General features: G+C 64.0%; 12 protein-coding genes and 2 tRNA genes. 3 read left to right on the top strand and 11 right to left on the bottom strand.

Annotated features, from left to right (window positions below; genetic code table 11):
• Positions 1 to 3 precede the first annotated feature (3 nt).
• Entirely contained in the window at positions 4 to 831 is an 828-nt protein-coding gene (nadE, locus tag NJH59_RS22115; protein ID WP_043863516.1) for an ammonia-dependent NAD(+) synthetase, read from the top strand.
• A gap of 101 nt (positions 832 to 932) precedes the next feature.
• On the opposite strand, the gene azu is transcribed toward nadE, so the two are convergent.
• The 11 genes from azu to rnr form a co-directional block, all read right to left on the bottom strand.
• Entirely contained in the window at positions 933 to 1,379 is a 447-nt protein-coding gene (azu, locus tag NJH59_RS22110) for an azurin (RefSeq protein ID WP_043863517.1), read from the bottom strand.
• A gap of 295 nt (positions 1,380 to 1,674) precedes the next feature.
• The gene (locus tag NJH59_RS22105) at positions 1,675 to 2,577 is read right to left on the bottom strand and encodes a transglutaminase family protein (RefSeq protein WP_100632902.1); all 903 of its coding nucleotides are present in this window, start codon (positions 2,575 to 2,577) and stop codon (positions 1,675 to 1,677) included.
• Positions 2,577 to 5,048 (bottom strand): circularly permuted type 2 ATP-grasp protein, encoded by a 2,472-nt coding sequence (locus NJH59_RS22100; protein WP_253087315.1) that lies wholly within the window; start codon positions 5,046 to 5,048, stop codon positions 2,577 to 2,579. The genes NJH59_RS22105 and NJH59_RS22100 overlap by 1 nt, the downstream gene beginning before the upstream one ends.
• A 180-nt stretch (positions 5,049 to 5,228) precedes the next feature.
• Positions 5,229 to 7,532: a YgiQ family radical SAM protein gene (locus NJH59_RS22095; protein WP_043863520.1), complete on the bottom strand. Its 2,304-nt coding sequence runs from the start codon at positions 7,530 to 7,532 to the stop codon at positions 5,229 to 5,231.
• 101 nt (positions 7,533 to 7,633) lie between these two features.
• Positions 7,634 to 9,031, bottom strand: coding sequence for a replicative DNA helicase (gene dnaB / locus NJH59_RS22090; RefSeq protein ID WP_043863521.1), 1,398 nt, complete (start codon positions 9,029 to 9,031; stop codon positions 7,634 to 7,636).
• A 110-nt stretch (positions 9,032 to 9,141) separates the two neighbouring features.
• Complete coding sequence (gene rplI, locus NJH59_RS22085; RefSeq protein WP_043863522.1) at positions 9,142 to 9,588, bottom strand: 50S ribosomal protein L9; 447 nt, start codon at positions 9,586 to 9,588, stop codon at positions 9,142 to 9,144.
• Positions 9,589 to 9,609: 21 nt separating this feature from the next.
• On the bottom strand, positions 9,610 to 10,500 hold the full coding sequence (locus NJH59_RS22080; protein WP_043863523.1) for a hypothetical protein: 891 nt from the start codon (positions 10,498 to 10,500) through the stop codon (positions 9,610 to 9,612).
• 36 nt (positions 10,501 to 10,536) lie between these two features.
• Positions 10,537 to 10,767, bottom strand: a complete 231-nt coding sequence (gene rpsR / locus NJH59_RS22075; protein ID WP_003171373.1) for a 30S ribosomal protein S18 — start codon at positions 10,765 to 10,767, stop codon at positions 10,537 to 10,539.
• Positions 10,768 to 10,795: 28 nt separating this feature from the next.
• Complete coding sequence (rpsF, locus tag NJH59_RS22070) at positions 10,796 to 11,221, bottom strand: 30S ribosomal protein S6 (RefSeq protein ID WP_043863524.1); 426 nt, start codon at positions 11,219 to 11,221, stop codon at positions 10,796 to 10,798.
• 264 nt (positions 11,222 to 11,485) lie between these two features.
• Positions 11,486 to 12,238 (bottom strand): 23S rRNA (guanosine(2251)-2'-O)-methyltransferase RlmB, encoded by a 753-nt coding sequence (gene rlmB / locus NJH59_RS22065; RefSeq protein ID WP_043863525.1) that lies wholly within the window; start codon positions 12,236 to 12,238, stop codon positions 11,486 to 11,488.
• Positions 12,235 to 14,874 carry a ribonuclease R gene (gene rnr / locus NJH59_RS22060; RefSeq protein ID WP_253087314.1) on the bottom strand — a complete coding sequence of 880 codons (2,640 nt, stop codon included), beginning with the start codon at positions 14,872 to 14,874 and terminating at the stop codon, positions 12,235 to 12,237. The genes rlmB and rnr overlap by 4 nt, the downstream gene beginning before the upstream one ends.
• Before the next feature lie 264 nt (positions 14,875 to 15,138).
• On the opposite strand from rnr, the gene NJH59_RS22055 reads away from it, so the two are divergent.
• Positions 15,139 to 15,225: transfer RNA gene (locus NJH59_RS22055), tRNA-Leu, on the top strand.
• An 83-nt stretch (positions 15,226 to 15,308) separates the two neighbouring features.
• Positions 15,309 to 15,392: transfer RNA gene (locus NJH59_RS22050), tRNA-Leu, on the top strand.

Below are 15,392 nucleotides of genomic sequence, written 5' to 3'. Positions count from 1 at the left end.
CCCATGCAAGCCGTCCAGCGAGAGATTGCGCAGCAGCTCAAGGTTCAGCCGCCGTTCGCCGACGCGGCCGCGCTCGAAGCCGAGAAGGCCCGGCGCGTGGCCTTCATCCAGCAATGCCTGAAGAACGCCGGGCTCAAGACCCTGGTGCTGGGCATCAGCGGTGGTGTCGACTCGCTGACCGGCGCCCTGCTCGCCCAGCGCGCGATCAACGAGCTGCGCGAACAGACGGGCGATGTGCATTACCGCTTCATCGCCGTACGCCTGCCGTACCAGGTGCAGCATGACGAGCATGACGCCCAGGCGTGCATCGATTTCATCCAGCCTGACGAATGCCATACGGTGAACATCGCGCCGGCGGTGCAGGCGCTGGCGGCCGAGGTCGAGGCGCTCAGGGACGGCAAGCCGGCGCTGGTGGATTTCGTGGTGGGCAACACCAAGGCGCGCATGCGCATGGTGGCGCAGTACACCATTGCCGGGGCACGTGGCGGGCTGGTGATCGGCACGGATCACGCGGCCGAGGCGGTGATGGGGTTCTTTACCAAGTTCGGTGACGGGGCCTGCGACCTGGCGCCGTTGAGCGGGCTGGTGAAACATCAGGTGCGCGACATTGCACGCAGCTTTGGTGCGCCGGAATCACTGGTGGAGAAGGTGCCGACCGCCGACCTGGAAGACCTGGCGCCGGGCAAGCCGGACGAGGCATCGCATGGGGTGACCTATGCGCAGATCGATGCGTTTCTGCACGGCGAGGCAGTGAGCGAGGAAGCGTTCGAGATCATCAGGCGCACGTACGAGAAGACGCATCACAAGCGCGAGATGCCGTTCGCCCCGTAAAAGCATCGCGGGTCAAGCCCGCTCCCACAGGTACATCACTGCCTTCAAGACCAGTGTTGTACCTGTGGGAGCGGGCTTGACCCGCGATTGGCAACGCCGCGTTACTTCAGGGTAACAGTGCCTTTCATCATCGAGATGTGGCCAGGGAACGAGCAGAAGAAGCCGTACTTCTCGTCAGCCTTGAGCTTGGAAACATCGAAGGTCACCGAGTCCTTCTCGCCAGCACCGATCACCTTGGTGTGGGCGATCACGCGGTCATCACCTTCCTTCAGGTAATCCTTGTCGATACCGGCGCTCAGGCCGTCGGTGGCGATTGGCTGCATGTCAGCTTCTTTGCTGATCACCAGGTTGTGGCCCATGACGTTCTTCGGCAGGTTGCCCGAGTGGGTCAATTCGACGGTGAAAGTCTTGCAGCTCTTGTCGATCTCAATGGCCTTGGTGTTGAAGGACATCTGGTCGGTGGAATCGACCGTGACCTTGCAATCGGCAGCGAAGACCTGGGCACTGGCGAGGGTCAGCAGGGATACCGCAACAGCTTTGGCAAACATCGTGAATCTCCTTGGCAGGGGTTTTTTATCCGTTTCTATACTGCCCCAGAGCGTCCCCCACCGGCCTGATATGAGTCAAGGGGCAGGTTAGGCGCGCTGGTAGTAAATTTTCGCTATGGATTGTATACACAAAATCCGCGGGACCATCATGCGCCATTCAGGGACGATGAGACAACCTCTCAATTAGGAGTACAGGACATGTCCCTTGGTAGTCTGATGCGCAGCCTGCTGGCTGCCTATGCCTGCGGTGCCACTGGCAGCAACGTCGAATTCGCGCGGCCGGAGTGATGGGCCGTCACGCCGGGCCTTCATCCAGCGGCAACACCGTCACCTGCACCTGCGGGTCATGGCTGCCCCCGCCCAGAATCACCCCACGCAGCGGTGACACATCGGAAAAATCCCGACCCCAGGCCAGGGTGATGTGCTCCAGCGCCGGCAGCAGGTTGTTGGTGGGGTCGAAATCCACCCAGCCGTTGACCGGGCAATACACCGACACCCACGCATGCGAGGCATCGGCCCCGATCAGCCGGGCCTGCCCGGGCGGCGGGCGCGTCAGCAGGTAGCCGCTGACATAGCGCGCCGCCAGCCCGCGCGAGCGCAGGCACGCGAGCATCAGGTGGGCGAAGTCCTGGCACACGCCGCGGCGACGCTGCAGCACCTCCACCAGCGGGGTAGCCACCTGGGTGGCACCGGCATCGAAGGTGAACTGGCTGAAAATCTGCTGCATCAGGGCCTGCACGCACAGCAGCAACGGCTGGCCCGGGGCGAAACACGGCTCGGCAAACGCGACGAAACGCTGCTTCAGCCGCACATACGGCGATTCGAAACGAAAGCGGCACGCCTCCAGCGTGGCCGCAGGTAGCGCCTGCCCCGAATACGCCAGCGCCTGGCACACCTGTTCCCACGGCGGCGAGGCAGCCAGCACCGGCGCGGCGCGCGACAGCACGTTCACCTGCACCCGCGTCACCACGCGCAGTTGATCATGCTGGCGCTCCAGCGCCAGCCGGGTCAGCGGGTTGCCGAAGCCGTCGAGCTCGTCGCGCCGCCGGGTCGGCAGCGGGTCGACCTGCAATTGCCGGTCTTCGCACTGCTGCCAGGCACAGGCCCGTGGCCACAGATGCACCAGTTGCTGGGCCAGGGACACCGGGCTGTCATAGCGGTAATGGGTGTCGTGCAGTACCTGGTAGCGCGCGCTCATCAGGCCGACACCGTCTGCTGGCTGATGTCATCGACATGCACGAAGTGGCGCAGCGCCAGTCGCTCGGAGGCCTGCAGGCTGGCCTTGGCGATCTCGCCCAGCAACTCGGCCAGGCCATCGAGCACCGCGCGCACGCTGGCCTTGCCGAACAGCGCGTGCTCCAGGCTGCCCAGGTCGAAGTGGTACAGGCGCTCGGCCAGCAGGGCCAGGGTCGGGTCTGGCGGGCTGCCGAACTCATCGCTGGATCGCTCCAGGGCACGCACCAGCAGCTTGAGCTGGAACAGCACCGCATGGGGGTTCTGCTGGTCGAGCAGGAGCAGGTCCAGCACCGGAATCAACTGCGCCACCGCCAGGTAGCGCGAGCGGTAGGTGATGCTGCTGTTGCCCAGTTCAAGCAGCCATTCCAGGCCCGCCTGGTCGAAGGCGCCGGGGCCGCGCAGAAAACTGGCCAGGCTCAGGCTCAAGCCCTGCAGGCGCTCGATGCGCCGCCCGATCATCAGAAAGCGCCAGCCTTCATCGCGGGTCATGTCGTCCAGGGCAAAGCCGGACAGCGCCGCCAGCGACATCACCAGGCGGTTGAGAAAATCCAGCAGCTCGCCGAAGTCCGCCGTCTGCCCACCCAGCGCCTGGGCTTCGTGCTGCAACTCCACCAGCGCCTGCCAGTTCTCCCGCGAGAGCTTGCCGCGCACCTGGGCGGCGGTCCATTGCAGGCGCTGCAGGTTGGCGCGCAGGCTGAACGCCCAGTCGGCATCGAGCAAGGCGGCGCGCAGGCGCTCGGCCAGGGTGCCCTCGGGGGGCAGCAGCTCAAGCTCTTCGGCCAGGGCCACCGCCGCCTGCCAGGTGGACGGATGTTCGCCATCCAGGTAGCGGCTGAGCAGGATGCGCAGCAGGCGCGCGCTGGTGTCGCAGCGCTCGCAATAGCGGCCGAACCAGAACAGGTTTTCCACGACCCGCGACGGCAGGTACGGGTCCTGGCGGATCAGATCGGCCACGCCAAGGGTGCGGCTGGCCTGCCACTGTTCGCCGACCGGGGCCGCCTCGCCGAGTACCCAGGTGTCCTTGCTGGCCCCGCCGCGCTGCATCGACACCACCTCGGCATCGGCCAGGGCGGCCACCCGGGTCAAGCCGCCGGGCAGCACCCGGTAGCCATCGGCGGTGGCCACCGCATATACCCGCATGCCGATCGGCCGCGCCTGCAGCGTGCCCTGCCATACCGGCGCCTGGGACAACTGCGCCAGTTCCTGTGCCACGTAGGCATACGGGCGTGCACGGATGCGCCCGGCCAAGGCATCGCGCGCCGCCTCGTCCAGGTCGCGCCCGAACAGCGCAGCGAAACTCTGCGAGGGGAACGCCGGCTTGATCAGCAGTTCCGGCAGCCTGGCCAGGGCCTGCTCCAGCGCAGGCGGCTCGCCGCACCACCAGGTGGCGATCGACGGCAGGCTCAGGACCTCGCCGAACAGGTGCTGGTTGATGGCCGGCAGAAAGCCGAGCAGGCCGGGAGATTCGAGCACCCCGCTGCCCAGCGCATTGGCCACCAGCACGCGGCCCTGGCGTACCGCGTCGAGCAGGCCGGGCACGCCGAGGGCCGAGTCGGTACGCAGTTCCAGCGGGTCGCAGAAATCGTCGTCCAGGCGGCGCATGATCGCGTGCACCCGACGCAGCCCGCCCAGGGTCTTGAGGTAAACCGTGGCATCGCGCACGGTCAGGTCGCTGCCTTCGACCAGTGGGTAACCCAGCTGGCGGGCGAGGAACAGGTGCTCGAAATAGCTTTCGTTGAAGCGCCCCGGGGTCAGCAGTACCACCAGTGGCGGTTCCTGGCCGCTGGGTGCCAGGCGCAGCAGGCTCTGTTGCAGGTTGCGAAAGAAGCCGGCCAGGTGCTGCACGTGCAGGTCGCGGTACAGGTCCGGCAGGGTGCGCGTGACCAGCGTGCGGTTCTCCAGCGCGAAGCCGGCCCCGGAGGGCGCCTGGGTGCGGTCGGCGGTGACCCACCAGCGCCCATCGGGGCCGCGGGCAAGGTCGGCAGCGTACACATGCAGGAAGGTCGAGCCGGGCGGCGTGATGCCCTGGCACGGCCAGAGAAAATTGTTGTGGCCGAACACCAGCTCGGACGGCAGCAGGCCTTCGCCGATCAGGCGCTGCGGGCCATAGATGTCGGCCAGTACCGCGTTGAGCAGGTGCGCGCGCTGGGCGATGCCCGCCGCCAGCGCCTGCCACTCCTGCGCGGGGATCAGCTGCGGCAGCAGGTCCAGCTCCCACGGGCGATCGGTGCCGTCGGGGTCGGCGTAGATGTTGTAGGTGACGCCGTTTTCCTGCAGATGGCGCGCCAGTTGGGCCTGGCGCTGGGCCAGCTGGGTGGGGCCGCTGCGTTGCAGGTGCTGGTGCAGGCGCTGCCAATGCGGGCGCACGCTGCCATCCGCCGCGAACATCTCGTGGTAGGAGGCAGGGCTTGGTGAGGCCAGCGGGTCAGCCATGGGCGTGCTCGGTGACGGCAGGTGATGCAGGGTAGCGTGTGGCGGGGATGGGGAGAAGGATGGATGTGGCCTTGCGGGCCTCATCGCGGGTCAAGCCCGCTCCCACAGGATAGTCAGTGGCCTACGGATCTGCACTGTACCTGTGGGAGCGGGCTTGACCCGCGATGGCCGCGACGCGTATCAGCGTGGCAACACCGGCTCGCGGGTCTTCTTGCCCTTGCCCTTGCCACCCTTGGCGGCGTCCTTGCGTGCCTTGGCCGCTTCCTGGTTACGCGCAAAGGCGGCCGCCTTGGCCTGCTCGCGCTTGTCCCACGGCTTGGCACCGTCGCTGGCACGCGGCGGCAAGCCGGTGTGCTGGGTCAGGATCTTGGTTTCCTTGGCCACCTTGTGGCTGCCCGCCGGCGTCGAGTTCTTGCGCCGCGCACTCTGATAGCTGTCGGTCGCCGGCTGGTGCAGCGGGATCAACTGGTGCTTGGCCGGCCCGATCAGGTCGGCACGCCCCATGCGCTGCAGGGCTTCGCGCAGCATCGGCCAGCCCTTGGGGTCGTGGTACCGCAGGAACGCCTTGTGCAGGCGGCGCTGCTCCTCGCTCTTGACGATGGTCACCGCGTCGCTCTTGTAGGTGACCTTGCGCAGCGGGTTCTTGCCCGAGTGGTACATGGCAGTGGCCGAGGCCATCGGCGACGGGTAGAACGCCTGCACCTGGTCGGCGCGAAAGCCATTGCCCTTGAGCCACAGGGCCAGGTTCATCATGTCTTCGTCGGTAGTGCCCGGGTGCGCCGCGATGAAGTACGGGATCAGGTACTGCTCCTTGCCCGCCTCCTTGGAGTACTTCTCGAACATGCGCTTGAAGCGATCGTAGCTGCCGATACCAGGCTTCATCATCTGGTTCAGCGGGCCTTCCTCGGTATGCTCCGGGGCAATCTTGAGGTAGCCGCCCACGTGGTGGGTGACCAGCTCCTTGACGTACTCCGGCGACTCGACTGCCAGGTCGTAGCGCAGGCCCGAGGCGATCAGGATCTTCTTCACCCCCGGCAGGTCACGCGCACTGCGGTACAGCTGAATCAGCGCCGAGTGGTCGGTGTTCAGGTTGGGGCAGATGCCGGGGAACACGCACGACGGCTTGCGGCACGCAGATTCGATTTCCGGGCTCTTGCAGGCAATGCGGTACATGTTGGCGGTCGGCCCGCCCAGGTCGGAGATGACCCCGGTAAAGCCCGGCACCTTGTCGCGGATTTCTTCGATCTCGCGAATGATCGAGTCGTGGGAACGGTTCTGGATGATGCGGCCTTCGTGCTCGGTGATCGAGCAGAAGGTGCAGCCACCGAAGCAGCCACGCATGATGTTCACCGAGAAGCGGATCATGTCGTAGGCCGGGATCTTCTCCTTGCCATACGCCGGGTGCGGGACGCGCGCATAGGGCATGCCGAACACGTAGTCCATCTCTTCGGTGGTCATCGGGATGGGCGGCGGGTTGAACCACACGTCCACCTCGCCGTGCTTCTGCACCAGCGCACGGGCGTTGCCCGGGTTGGTTTCCAGGTGCAGCACGCGGTTGGCGTGGGCGTACAGCACCGCATCGCTGCGCACCTTCTCGTAGGACGGCAGGCGGATCACAGTCTTGTCGCGGGTCATGCGCGGGCTGGCCAGAATCTGCACCACCTTGGCTTCCTGCGGGTCTTCGACCGGGCCCTTCTCCTGCTCGATGGCGCAGGCCTGGGTGTCCTGGGTGTTCACGTACGGGTTGATGATCTTGTCGACCTTGCCCGGCCGGTCGATACGCGTGGAGTCCACTTCGTACCAGCCCTGCGGGGTGTCGCGGCGCACGAAGGCGGTACCGCGGATGTCGGTGATATCTTCGATCTTGTGGCCGTAGGACAGGCGCTGGGCGACTTCGACGATCGCGCGTTCGGCGTTGCCGTACAGCAGGATGTCGGCGCAGGCGTCGATCAGGATCGAGTGCCGCACCTTGTCCTGCCAGTAGTCGTAGTGCGCGATGCGGCGCAGCGAGGCCTCGATGCCACCCAGCACGATCGGCACGTGCTTGTAGGCTTCCTTGCAGCGCTGGCTGTAGACCAGGCTGGCACGGTCGGGGCGCTTGCCGGCCAGGCCGCCCGGGGTGTAGGCGTCGTCCGAGCGGATCTTCTTGTCGGCGGTGTAGCGGTTGATCATCGAGTCCATGTTGCCGGCCGCGACACCGAAGAACAGGTTCGGCTCGCCCAGCTTCATGAAGTCGTCTTTGCTCTGCCAGTTCGGCTGGGCAATGATGCCCACCCGGAAGCCCTGGGCTTCGAGCAGCCGGCCGATGATGGCCATGCCGAACGACGGGTGGTCGACGTAGGCGTCACCGGTCACGATGATGATGTCGCAGGAATCCCAGCCGAGCTGATCCATCTCCTCCCTGCTCATCGGCAGGAATGGCGCTGGCCCGAAGCATTCGGCCCAGTACTTGGGATAGTCGAAAAGTGGTTTGGCTGCTTGCATGTCAGTGACCGGTTCTTGGTATCAGGGAAATCGCGGGCGCGGAATATAGCACAAATTTTGACCAATTCCGACGTCAGAAGTCGGAATTGGCCATCGGTACCTTATTCGTCGTCGTCGAAGTTGTAGCTGCCCGGTGCCAGGTTCTCGAAGCGCGTGTACTTGCCGATGAACGCCAGGCGCACGAAGCCGATGGGGCCGTTACGCTGCTTGCCGATGATGATCTCGGCGATGCCCTTGTGCTCGGTCTCGGGGTGGTACACCTCGTCGCGGTACACGAACATGATCACGTCGGCGTCCTGCTCGATCGCACCCGATTCACGCAAGTCGGAGTTCACCGGGCGCTTGTTGGGGCGCTGCTCGAGGGAGCGGTTGAGCTGCGACAGGGCGATGACCGGGCAGTTGAATTCCTTGGCCAGGGCCTTGAGCGAGCGCGAGATCTCGGAAATCTCGTTGGTACGGTTGTCACCGCTGGAGCCCGGGATCTGCATCAGTTGCAGGTAGTCGATCATGATCATGGCGATCTCGCCATGCTCACGCACCAGGCGCCGGGTACGTGCGCGCATTTCCGACGGGCTGATGCCGGCGGTGTCGTCGATGAACAGCTTGCGGTCATTGAGCAGGTTGACCGCCGAAGTCAGGCGCGGCCAGTCGTCGTCGTCCAGCTGGCCGGAACGCACCTTGGTCTGGTCGATGCGCCCCAGCGAGGAGAGCATACGCATGATCAGCGATTCGCCTGGCATCTCCAGGGAGTACACCAGCACCGCCTTGTCGCTGCGCAACACGGCGTTCTCCACCAGGTTCATGGCGAAGGTGGTCTTACCCATCGACGGACGGCCGGCCACGATGATCAGGTCGGCCGGTTGCAGGCCGCTGGTCTTCTCGTCCAGGTCGGTGTAGCCGGTGGAAATACCGGTGATGGCGCTGTCGGAGTTGAACAGCGTGTCGATGCGGTCGATGGCCTTGGTCAGCAGTTCGTTGACCCCTACCGGGCCACCGGTCTTGGGCCGTGCTTCGGCGATCTGGAAGATCTGCCGTTCGGCCTCGTCGAGGATCTCGGCGGCGTTGCGGCCCTGGGGGTTGAACGCGCTGTCGGCGATCTCGCTGCTGATACTGATCAGCTGGCGCAGTGTGGCGCGCTCGCGAATGATCTGCGCATAGGCCTTGATGTTGGCCACCGACGGGGTGTTCTTGGCCAGCTCGCCCAGGTAACCCAGGCCACCGACCTGGGAGCTCAGGCCTTCCTTGTCGAGCTGCTCGTGCAGCGTCACCACGTCGAACGGGGTGTTGAGGTCGGCGAGCTTGTAGATGGCGCGGAAGATCAGGCGATGGTCATGCCGGTAGAAGTCGCCGTCGGAGACTTGATCGAGCACGCGCTCCCAGGCGTTGTTGTCCAGCATCAGGCCACCGAGTACGGCCTGTTCGGCCTCGATGGAATGCGGCGGCACCTTCAGGGCAGCGGTTTGCAGATCATATTGCTCGGGGGCGGTTATCTCGTTCATGGCCACTTGGGAATCAGGGTGTTGAAAAAGACAAAGGGCACGACCTGCAATGCAGGATCGTGCCCGATGTTAACCGGCTGGCACCCAGGGTGCCAGTCGATTGGTCCAGCTTAGGCTGCGACGACAACCACGCGAACGGTGGCTTCTACGTCGCTGTGCAGGTGCACGGCTACGTCGAATTCGCCAACGTTGCGGATGGTGCCGTTCGGCAGACGCACTTCAGACTTGGCCACTTCAACGCCGGAGGCGGTCAGGGCGTCAGCGATGTCGTGGGTGCCGATCGAACCGAACAGCTTGCCTTCGTCACCGGCGGTGGCAGTGATGGTCACTTCCAGCTCGGCCAGTTGGGCAGCGCGGGTTTCAGCCGAAGCTTTCTTGTCAGCAGCCAGTTTTTCCAGCTCGGCGCGACGCTCTTCGAACGCAGCCAGGTTGGCAGCGGTCGCAGCGGTAGCCTTGCCGAATGGCAGCAGGAAGTTACGACCGTAACCGGCCTTAACATTTACCTTGTCGCCCAGGTTGCCCAGGTTGGCGACTTTTTCCAGCAGGATCAGTTCCATTAGGTATAAACCTCTTAACTTTTAACCTTCACCGTTCGCGTCACCGGCATCTTTCGATGCAGAACGACCGCGAAAATCAATCAGGCTGTCGACAATGGCCAGAACCACGAGCAACGGATAAATCAGCTGCATGAACAGCACCAGCGTCACGTACATCCCCACCAGCCAGAACCTGGCCAGGCGCTTCTGCGCGACCAGCCCGTGAATCAGGGCCAGCCCGGCGAACACCAGCGGTACGCTGCACAACGGTGTCAACATCGCCAGTTCGCTGCCGAAATTCGGCGCTATCAGCATGCACACCAGCAGCAACAGCGCCGGTACCAGCGGGAGCCGTATGGCGCGAAACTCGCTGCCAAAGCCTCCCGGGTTGTACAACGCGGCTTGCCAGTAGCGACCCAACATCAGGGCCAGCAGACTGACTGCCTGCAGCAATGCCGCAATCAGGCCGGTAAGCACCGGTGCGATCACGCTCCCCAGTCGGGCCCGCTCTTCTACCGTCAACTGCTGGTAGAGACCGTCGAGCATCTGCGGCAGGGCTTTTTCAAGCACCTGCGCCAGCGCTTCGATCGGTTCGCGGAACACCGAACCCAGGATGACGCCATACACCAGGCCCCAGGCGATGCTGAACAACAGCACCCGGCTCCAGGACTGTCCGGCGCGTAGCAACGCAGCCAGACCGAAGGTTCCCAGCAACACCATCAAGGTGCGCGGTTCACCGAAGAACCACCAGACCAGCGCGGGCAGCAATGCCCAGGCGAGGATCCCGGAGGCGTCCTTGAAACCGCGCCGCAGGAACACCAGGCTCCCGGCGGCGGCACTCAACCAGAACAACAGCGGCAATGCCGCACAACCGACCACTACCAGAGTGGCCTGCACGCGACCGCGCATGATGAAATCAGCTAACGCTCGCATGCACTTTATCCCTTGCTACCTGTCGACGACCCGGTCTCAGCGGCCGTGGCTGTCGGTGTAGGCCAGCAGGGCCAGGAAGCGGGCGCGCTTGATAGCGGTAGCCAGCTGACGCTGATAACGAGCTTTGGTACCGGTGATACGGCTTGGAACGATCTTGCCGGTTTCGGATACATAAGCTTTCAGGGTGTTGAGATCTTTGTAATCGATCTCTTTCACTTCTTCAGCAGTGAAGCGGCAGAATTTACGACGACGGAAGAAACGTGCCATGTAATAGGCTCCTCAAAAGGTCCGTGGATTACTCGTCAGCGTTATCGCTGTTGTCGCTGTTGTCGCTGTCATCGCCTTCGGCGTTGTCAGCGTGCTCAGGACGGTCGCGACGCTCACGGCGCTCACTGCGGTTTTCTTCAGCCTTGAGCATCTCGGACTGGCCGGTAACGGCTTCGTCGCGACGGATGACCAGGTTACGGATCACGGCATCGTTGTAGCGGAAGTTGTCTTCCAGCTCGGCCAGGGCCTTGCCGGTGCACTCAACGTTCAGCATCACGTAGTGAGCCTTGTGAACATTGTTGATTGCATAGGCCAGTTGACGACGGCCCCAGTCTTCCAGACGGTGGATCTTGCCGCCGTCTTCTTCGATCAGCTTGGTGTAACGCTCAACCATGCCGCCGACTTGCTCGCTCTGGTCAGGGTGGACCAGAAAGATGATTTCGTAATGACGCATGAATGCTCCTTACGGGTTGTAGTCTGCCACCAGGGTGGTCAGACAAGGAGTGAATGACACTGTTTGTCTTGCCTTGTGCGGTGGGCGCATGCGCGCCTGCCAGCGGGGCAAGGGGCGCAATTGTAGAGAAGCGCCGGGGCGCACGCAAGGCAATTGGTGATTATTTGAACAGCCTTGAAAGCATCGCGGGCCAGGCCCGCCCCCACACAGGCCACCGAAAGCCCTGTGGGAGCGGGCTTGACCCGCGAAAGTGGCAACGCCTTATCAGGCCTTGCGCTTGGCCTGACGCTGACGCACCGCCTCGAACAGGCACACGCCCGTGGCCACCGACACGTTCAGGCTGCTGACGCTGCCGGCCATCGGCAGCTTCACCAGAAAATCGCAGTGCTCGCGGGTCAGGCGGCGCATGCCCTTGCCCTCGGCGCCCATGATCAGGATGGTCGGGCCGGTCAGGTCCTGCTGATACAGCTCCTGCTCGGCCTCCCCCGCCGTGCCCACCACCCACAGGCCGCGCTGCTGGAGCTTCTCCAGGGTACGCGCCAGGTTGGTCACGGCCACCAGCGGAATCACCTCGGCAGCGCCACACGCCACCTTGCGTACCGCCGGGGTCAGGGTCGCCGACTTGTCCTTGGGCACCACCACCGCCAGCGCACCGGCCGCATCGGCGGTGCGCAGGCAGGCGCCCAGGTTGTGCGGGTCGGTCACACCGTCCAGCACCAGAATCAGCGGCGCGCCTTCGGTGCGGTCCAGCAGCTCTTCGAGCATCGCCTCGCCCCACACCTGGCTCGGGCTGACCTCGGCGACCACGCCCTGGTGCACGCCCTCGACCCAGGCGTCCATCTCGCGGCGTTCAGCCTGGCCGACCGTCACTCGGTTCTGTGCGGCCAGCTCCAGCAGGGCCTGCACCCGCGGTTCACTGCGGCTGTCGGCCAGCCAGATCTGCTTGACCCGCTTGGGGTGGTGGCGCAACAGGGCCTCCACCGCATGCACACCGTAGATCTTTTCCAGCTGACTCATGACTTGCCCTTGGGTTTACGTGAAGCGGAACCGGCTTTTGGCGGCCCCTTGCGGTGCTTGCTCGGTTTCTCCGAAGACGTCTTCGAGCCCTTGGCCGCAGGCTTGCCCACGGCGTTCTCGGCATCGGACAGCAACGCCTTCTTCATTTCCCGGCTCTTGCGCACTTCGGCGTTCTTGGCTGCGGCATCGGCCGGGAAATAGGCTTCGGAGGTTTCGTTCTTGCGGCTGCGGCGCGGCGGCTCGGCCGGCGCCGCCTCGACCTTGGCGGCCTTGGCCGGCGCGCTGTAGGGCTTGGCGGCACCATTGGACTTGGCCGAGGCAGCGCCCGTCTTGCCCTTGGCGGCAGGCTCGGCACCACGCTGCTTGCGACCGATCGGCGCATTCAGGGTGTTTTCGGCCATCTCGAAATCGATCTTGCGCTGTTCGAGGTCCACGCGCATCACGCGCACTTCGACCGTGTCGCCCAGGCGGAAGCTGCGACCGGTGCGCTCGCCCGCCAGGCGGTGGTGTACCGGGTCGAAGTGGTAGTAGTCACCCGGCAAGGCACTGACGTGCACCATGCCTTCGACGTAGATGTCGGTCAGCTCGATGAACAGGCCGAAACCGGTCACCGCGGTGATCACACCCGGGAAGCTTTCGCCCACGCGATCCTTCATGTACTCGCACTTGAGCCAGTTGGTCACGTCGCGGGTGGCTTCGTCGGCGCGTCGCTCGCTCATCGAGCACTGCTCGCCCAGCTGCTCCAGGGCCGCCTCGTCGTACGGGTAGATGCGCGCCTTGGGAATGCTCATCGCGCCGGCCCGCTTGACGTGCGGGGTTTCCTGGCGCGAACGGATCACGCTGCGGATGGCACGGTGGGTCAGCAGGTCGGGGTAACGCCGGATCGGCGAGGTGAAGTGGGTGTACGCCTCGTAGTTCAGGCCGAAGTGGCCGTTGTTGTCGGCGCTGTACACCGCCTGGCTCAGCGAGCGCAGCATCACGGTCTGGATCAGGTGGAAGTCAGGGCGACCGGCGATCTGCGACAGCAGCGCCTGGTAGTCCTTGGGCGACGGACCATCCTTGCCCTTGTGCAGCGAAAGCCCCAGCTCGCCGAGGAAGGCGCGCAGTTTTTCCAGGCGCTCCGGCGGCGGACCGTCGTGCACGCGGTACAACGCAGGGATCTCGTGCTTCTTGAGGAACTCGGCCGTCGCCACGTTGGCCGCGAGCATGCATTCTTCGATCAACTTGTGCGCATCGTTGCGCACGGTCGGGCGAATTTCCGCGATCTTGCGCTCGGCACCGAAGATGATGCGGGTTTCCTGGGTTTCGAAGTCGATCGCGCCACGGGTGTGACGGGCCGCCAGCAACACCTTGTACAGCGCATACAGCTGCTTGAGGTCCGGCACCACGTGGCTGTACTGCTCGCGCAGCGCCTTGCCTTCACGGGTACGGGCATGTTCGAGCATGCTGCTGACCTTGTTGTAGGTCAGGCGCGCGTGGGAGTGGATGACCGCTTCGTAGAACTGGTAATCGACCATCTGGCCGGACTTGTTGATGGTCATTTCACAGACCATCGCCAGCCGGTCGACGTTCGGGTTCAGCGAGCACAGGCCGTTGGAAAGTTCCTCGGGCAGCATCGGGATCACCCGCTCGGGGAAGTACACCGAGTTGCCGCGCACCTGGGCTTCGTTGTCCAGGGCAGAGCCCAGGCGCACGTAGCTGGACACGTCGGCAATCGCCACGAACAGGCGCCAGCCACCGGAGAACAGGCGCAACTTGCCCAGGCTTTCGCAGTACACGGCATCGTCGAAGTCCCGTGCGTCTTCGCCGTCGATGGTGACGAACGGCAGGTGACGCAGGTCGATGCGGTGTTCCTTGTCCTTCTCTTCGACTTCAGGCTTGAGCTTGCGCGCTTCCTTGATGACCGCCTCGGGCCATACATGGGGAATGTCGTAGCTGCGCAGCGCCACGTCGATTTCCATGCCCGGCGCCATGTAGTTGCCGATCACTTCGACGATATCGCCCTGCGGCTGGAAGCGCTGGGTCGGCCAGTGGGTGATCTTCACCTCGACGAACTGGCCGACCTTGGCGCCGGCATTGCGGCCCGGGGTCACCAGCACTTCCTGCTGGACCTTGGGGTTGTCGGGGGTCACGAAGCCCACCCCGCCTTCCTCGAAGTAGCGCCCCACGATGCTTTCGTGGGCACGGGAGATCACTTCGACCACCACGCCTTCACGCCGGCCGCGCCGGTCAAGCCCGGACACGCGCGCCAGCGCTCGGTCGCCATCGAACACCAGGCGCATCTGCGCCGGGCTCAGGAACAGGTCGTCGCTGCCATCGTCGGGGACGAGAAAACCGAAACCGTCGCGGTGGCCCGAGATGCGACCCAGGATCAGGTCCAGCTTGTCTACCGGGGCATAGGTGCCGCGCCGGGTGTAGATCAGCTGGCCGTCGCGCTCCATGGCGCGCAGGCGGCGACGCAAGGCCTCGATCTGGTCCTCGGTCTGCAGGCCGAACTCTTCCACCAGTTGCTCGCGGGCGGCGGGAGAGCCGCGCTCGTCAAGGCGCTGGAGGATCAGCTCACGGCTAGGAATGGGGTTTTCGTATTTTTCCGCTTCACGAGCGGCCTCGGGGTCGAGGGTCTGCCAATCGGCCATTAGTAGGGGTTCACCTTGTCTATATAGGGTTAGTTTGGCATAGCCGTATTGAAACCGGAAATCCGAGGCTTTGACAGCCCCGTCAGGGCCCTTGAGTGATGCCAAAACAGCCCAAGGAACAACGACTTGAAATTTTTGAGATTTTTTCTGAACGGGGCTTTACAGCCTTCGAGGGCATCCGTATAGTGCGCACCACAACGACGGACAGCGTCGTTATAGTTGAGAAGCGGCGCGATGTGAAGCATCATGAAGCCTCGACGATATGCCCAGATGGTGAAATTGGTAGACACGCCAGCTTCAGGTGCTGGTGACCTTACGGTCGTGGAAGTTCGAGTCTTCTTCTGGGCACCAATTTTCAAGTTTCAGATTAGCTTGCCTGTCTGGAATTTACGCAACACACGCTACACCGTTTCATGTTTCAATGCTTCAACTTTGCCCAGATGGTGAAATTGGTAGACACGCCAGCTTCAGGTGCTGGTGACCTTACGGTCGTGGAAGTTCGAGTCTTCTTCTGGGCA

The sequence above is a fragment of the Pseudomonas sp. VE 267-6A genome (assembly GCF_024126555.1).
GTDB classification, from domain to species: Bacteria; Pseudomonadota; Gammaproteobacteria; order Pseudomonadales; family Pseudomonadaceae; genus Aquipseudomonas; species Aquipseudomonas palmensis.
This window is presented reverse-complemented; position numbering and strand designations above follow the sequence as displayed.

What these genes read in the sequence shown, in the direction of transcription:
- nadE (WP_043863516.1), top strand. Translation starts at nt 4, where the DNA reads ATGCAAGCCGTCCAGCGAGAGATTGCGCAGCAGCTCAAGGTTCAGCCG.
- azu (WP_043863517.1), bottom strand. Translation starts at nt 1,379, where the DNA reads ATGTTTGCCAAAGCTGTTGCGGTATCCCTGCTGACCCTCGCCAGTGCC.
- NJH59_RS22105 (WP_100632902.1), bottom strand. Translation starts at nt 2,577, where the DNA reads ATGAGCGCGCGCTACCAGGTACTGCACGACACCCATTACCGCTATGAC.
- NJH59_RS22100 (WP_253087315.1), bottom strand. Translation starts at nt 5,048, where the DNA reads ATGGCTGACCCGCTGGCCTCACCAAGCCCTGCCTCCTACCACGAGATG.
- NJH59_RS22095 (WP_043863520.1), bottom strand. Translation starts at nt 7,532, where the DNA reads ATGCAAGCAGCCAAACCACTTTTCGACTATCCCAAGTACTGGGCCGAA.
- dnaB (WP_043863521.1), bottom strand. Translation starts at nt 9,031, where the DNA reads ATGAACGAGATAACCGCCCCCGAGCAATATGATCTGCAAACCGCTGCC.
- rplI (WP_043863522.1), bottom strand. Translation starts at nt 9,588, where the DNA reads ATGGAACTGATCCTGCTGGAAAAAGTCGCCAACCTGGGCAACCTGGGC.
- NJH59_RS22080 (WP_043863523.1), bottom strand. Translation starts at nt 10,500, where the DNA reads ATGCGAGCGTTAGCTGATTTCATCATGCGCGGTCGCGTGCAGGCCACT.
- rpsR (WP_003171373.1), bottom strand. Translation starts at nt 10,767, where the DNA reads ATGGCACGTTTCTTCCGTCGTCGTAAATTCTGCCGCTTCACTGCTGAA.
- rpsF (WP_043863524.1), bottom strand. Translation starts at nt 11,221, where the DNA reads ATGCGTCATTACGAAATCATCTTTCTGGTCCACCCTGACCAGAGCGAG.
- rlmB (WP_043863525.1), bottom strand. Translation starts at nt 12,238, where the DNA reads ATGAGTCAGCTGGAAAAGATCTACGGTGTGCATGCGGTGGAGGCCCTG.
- rnr (WP_253087314.1), bottom strand. Translation starts at nt 14,874, where the DNA reads ATGGCCGATTGGCAGACCCTCGACCCCGAGGCCGCTCGTGAAGCGGAA.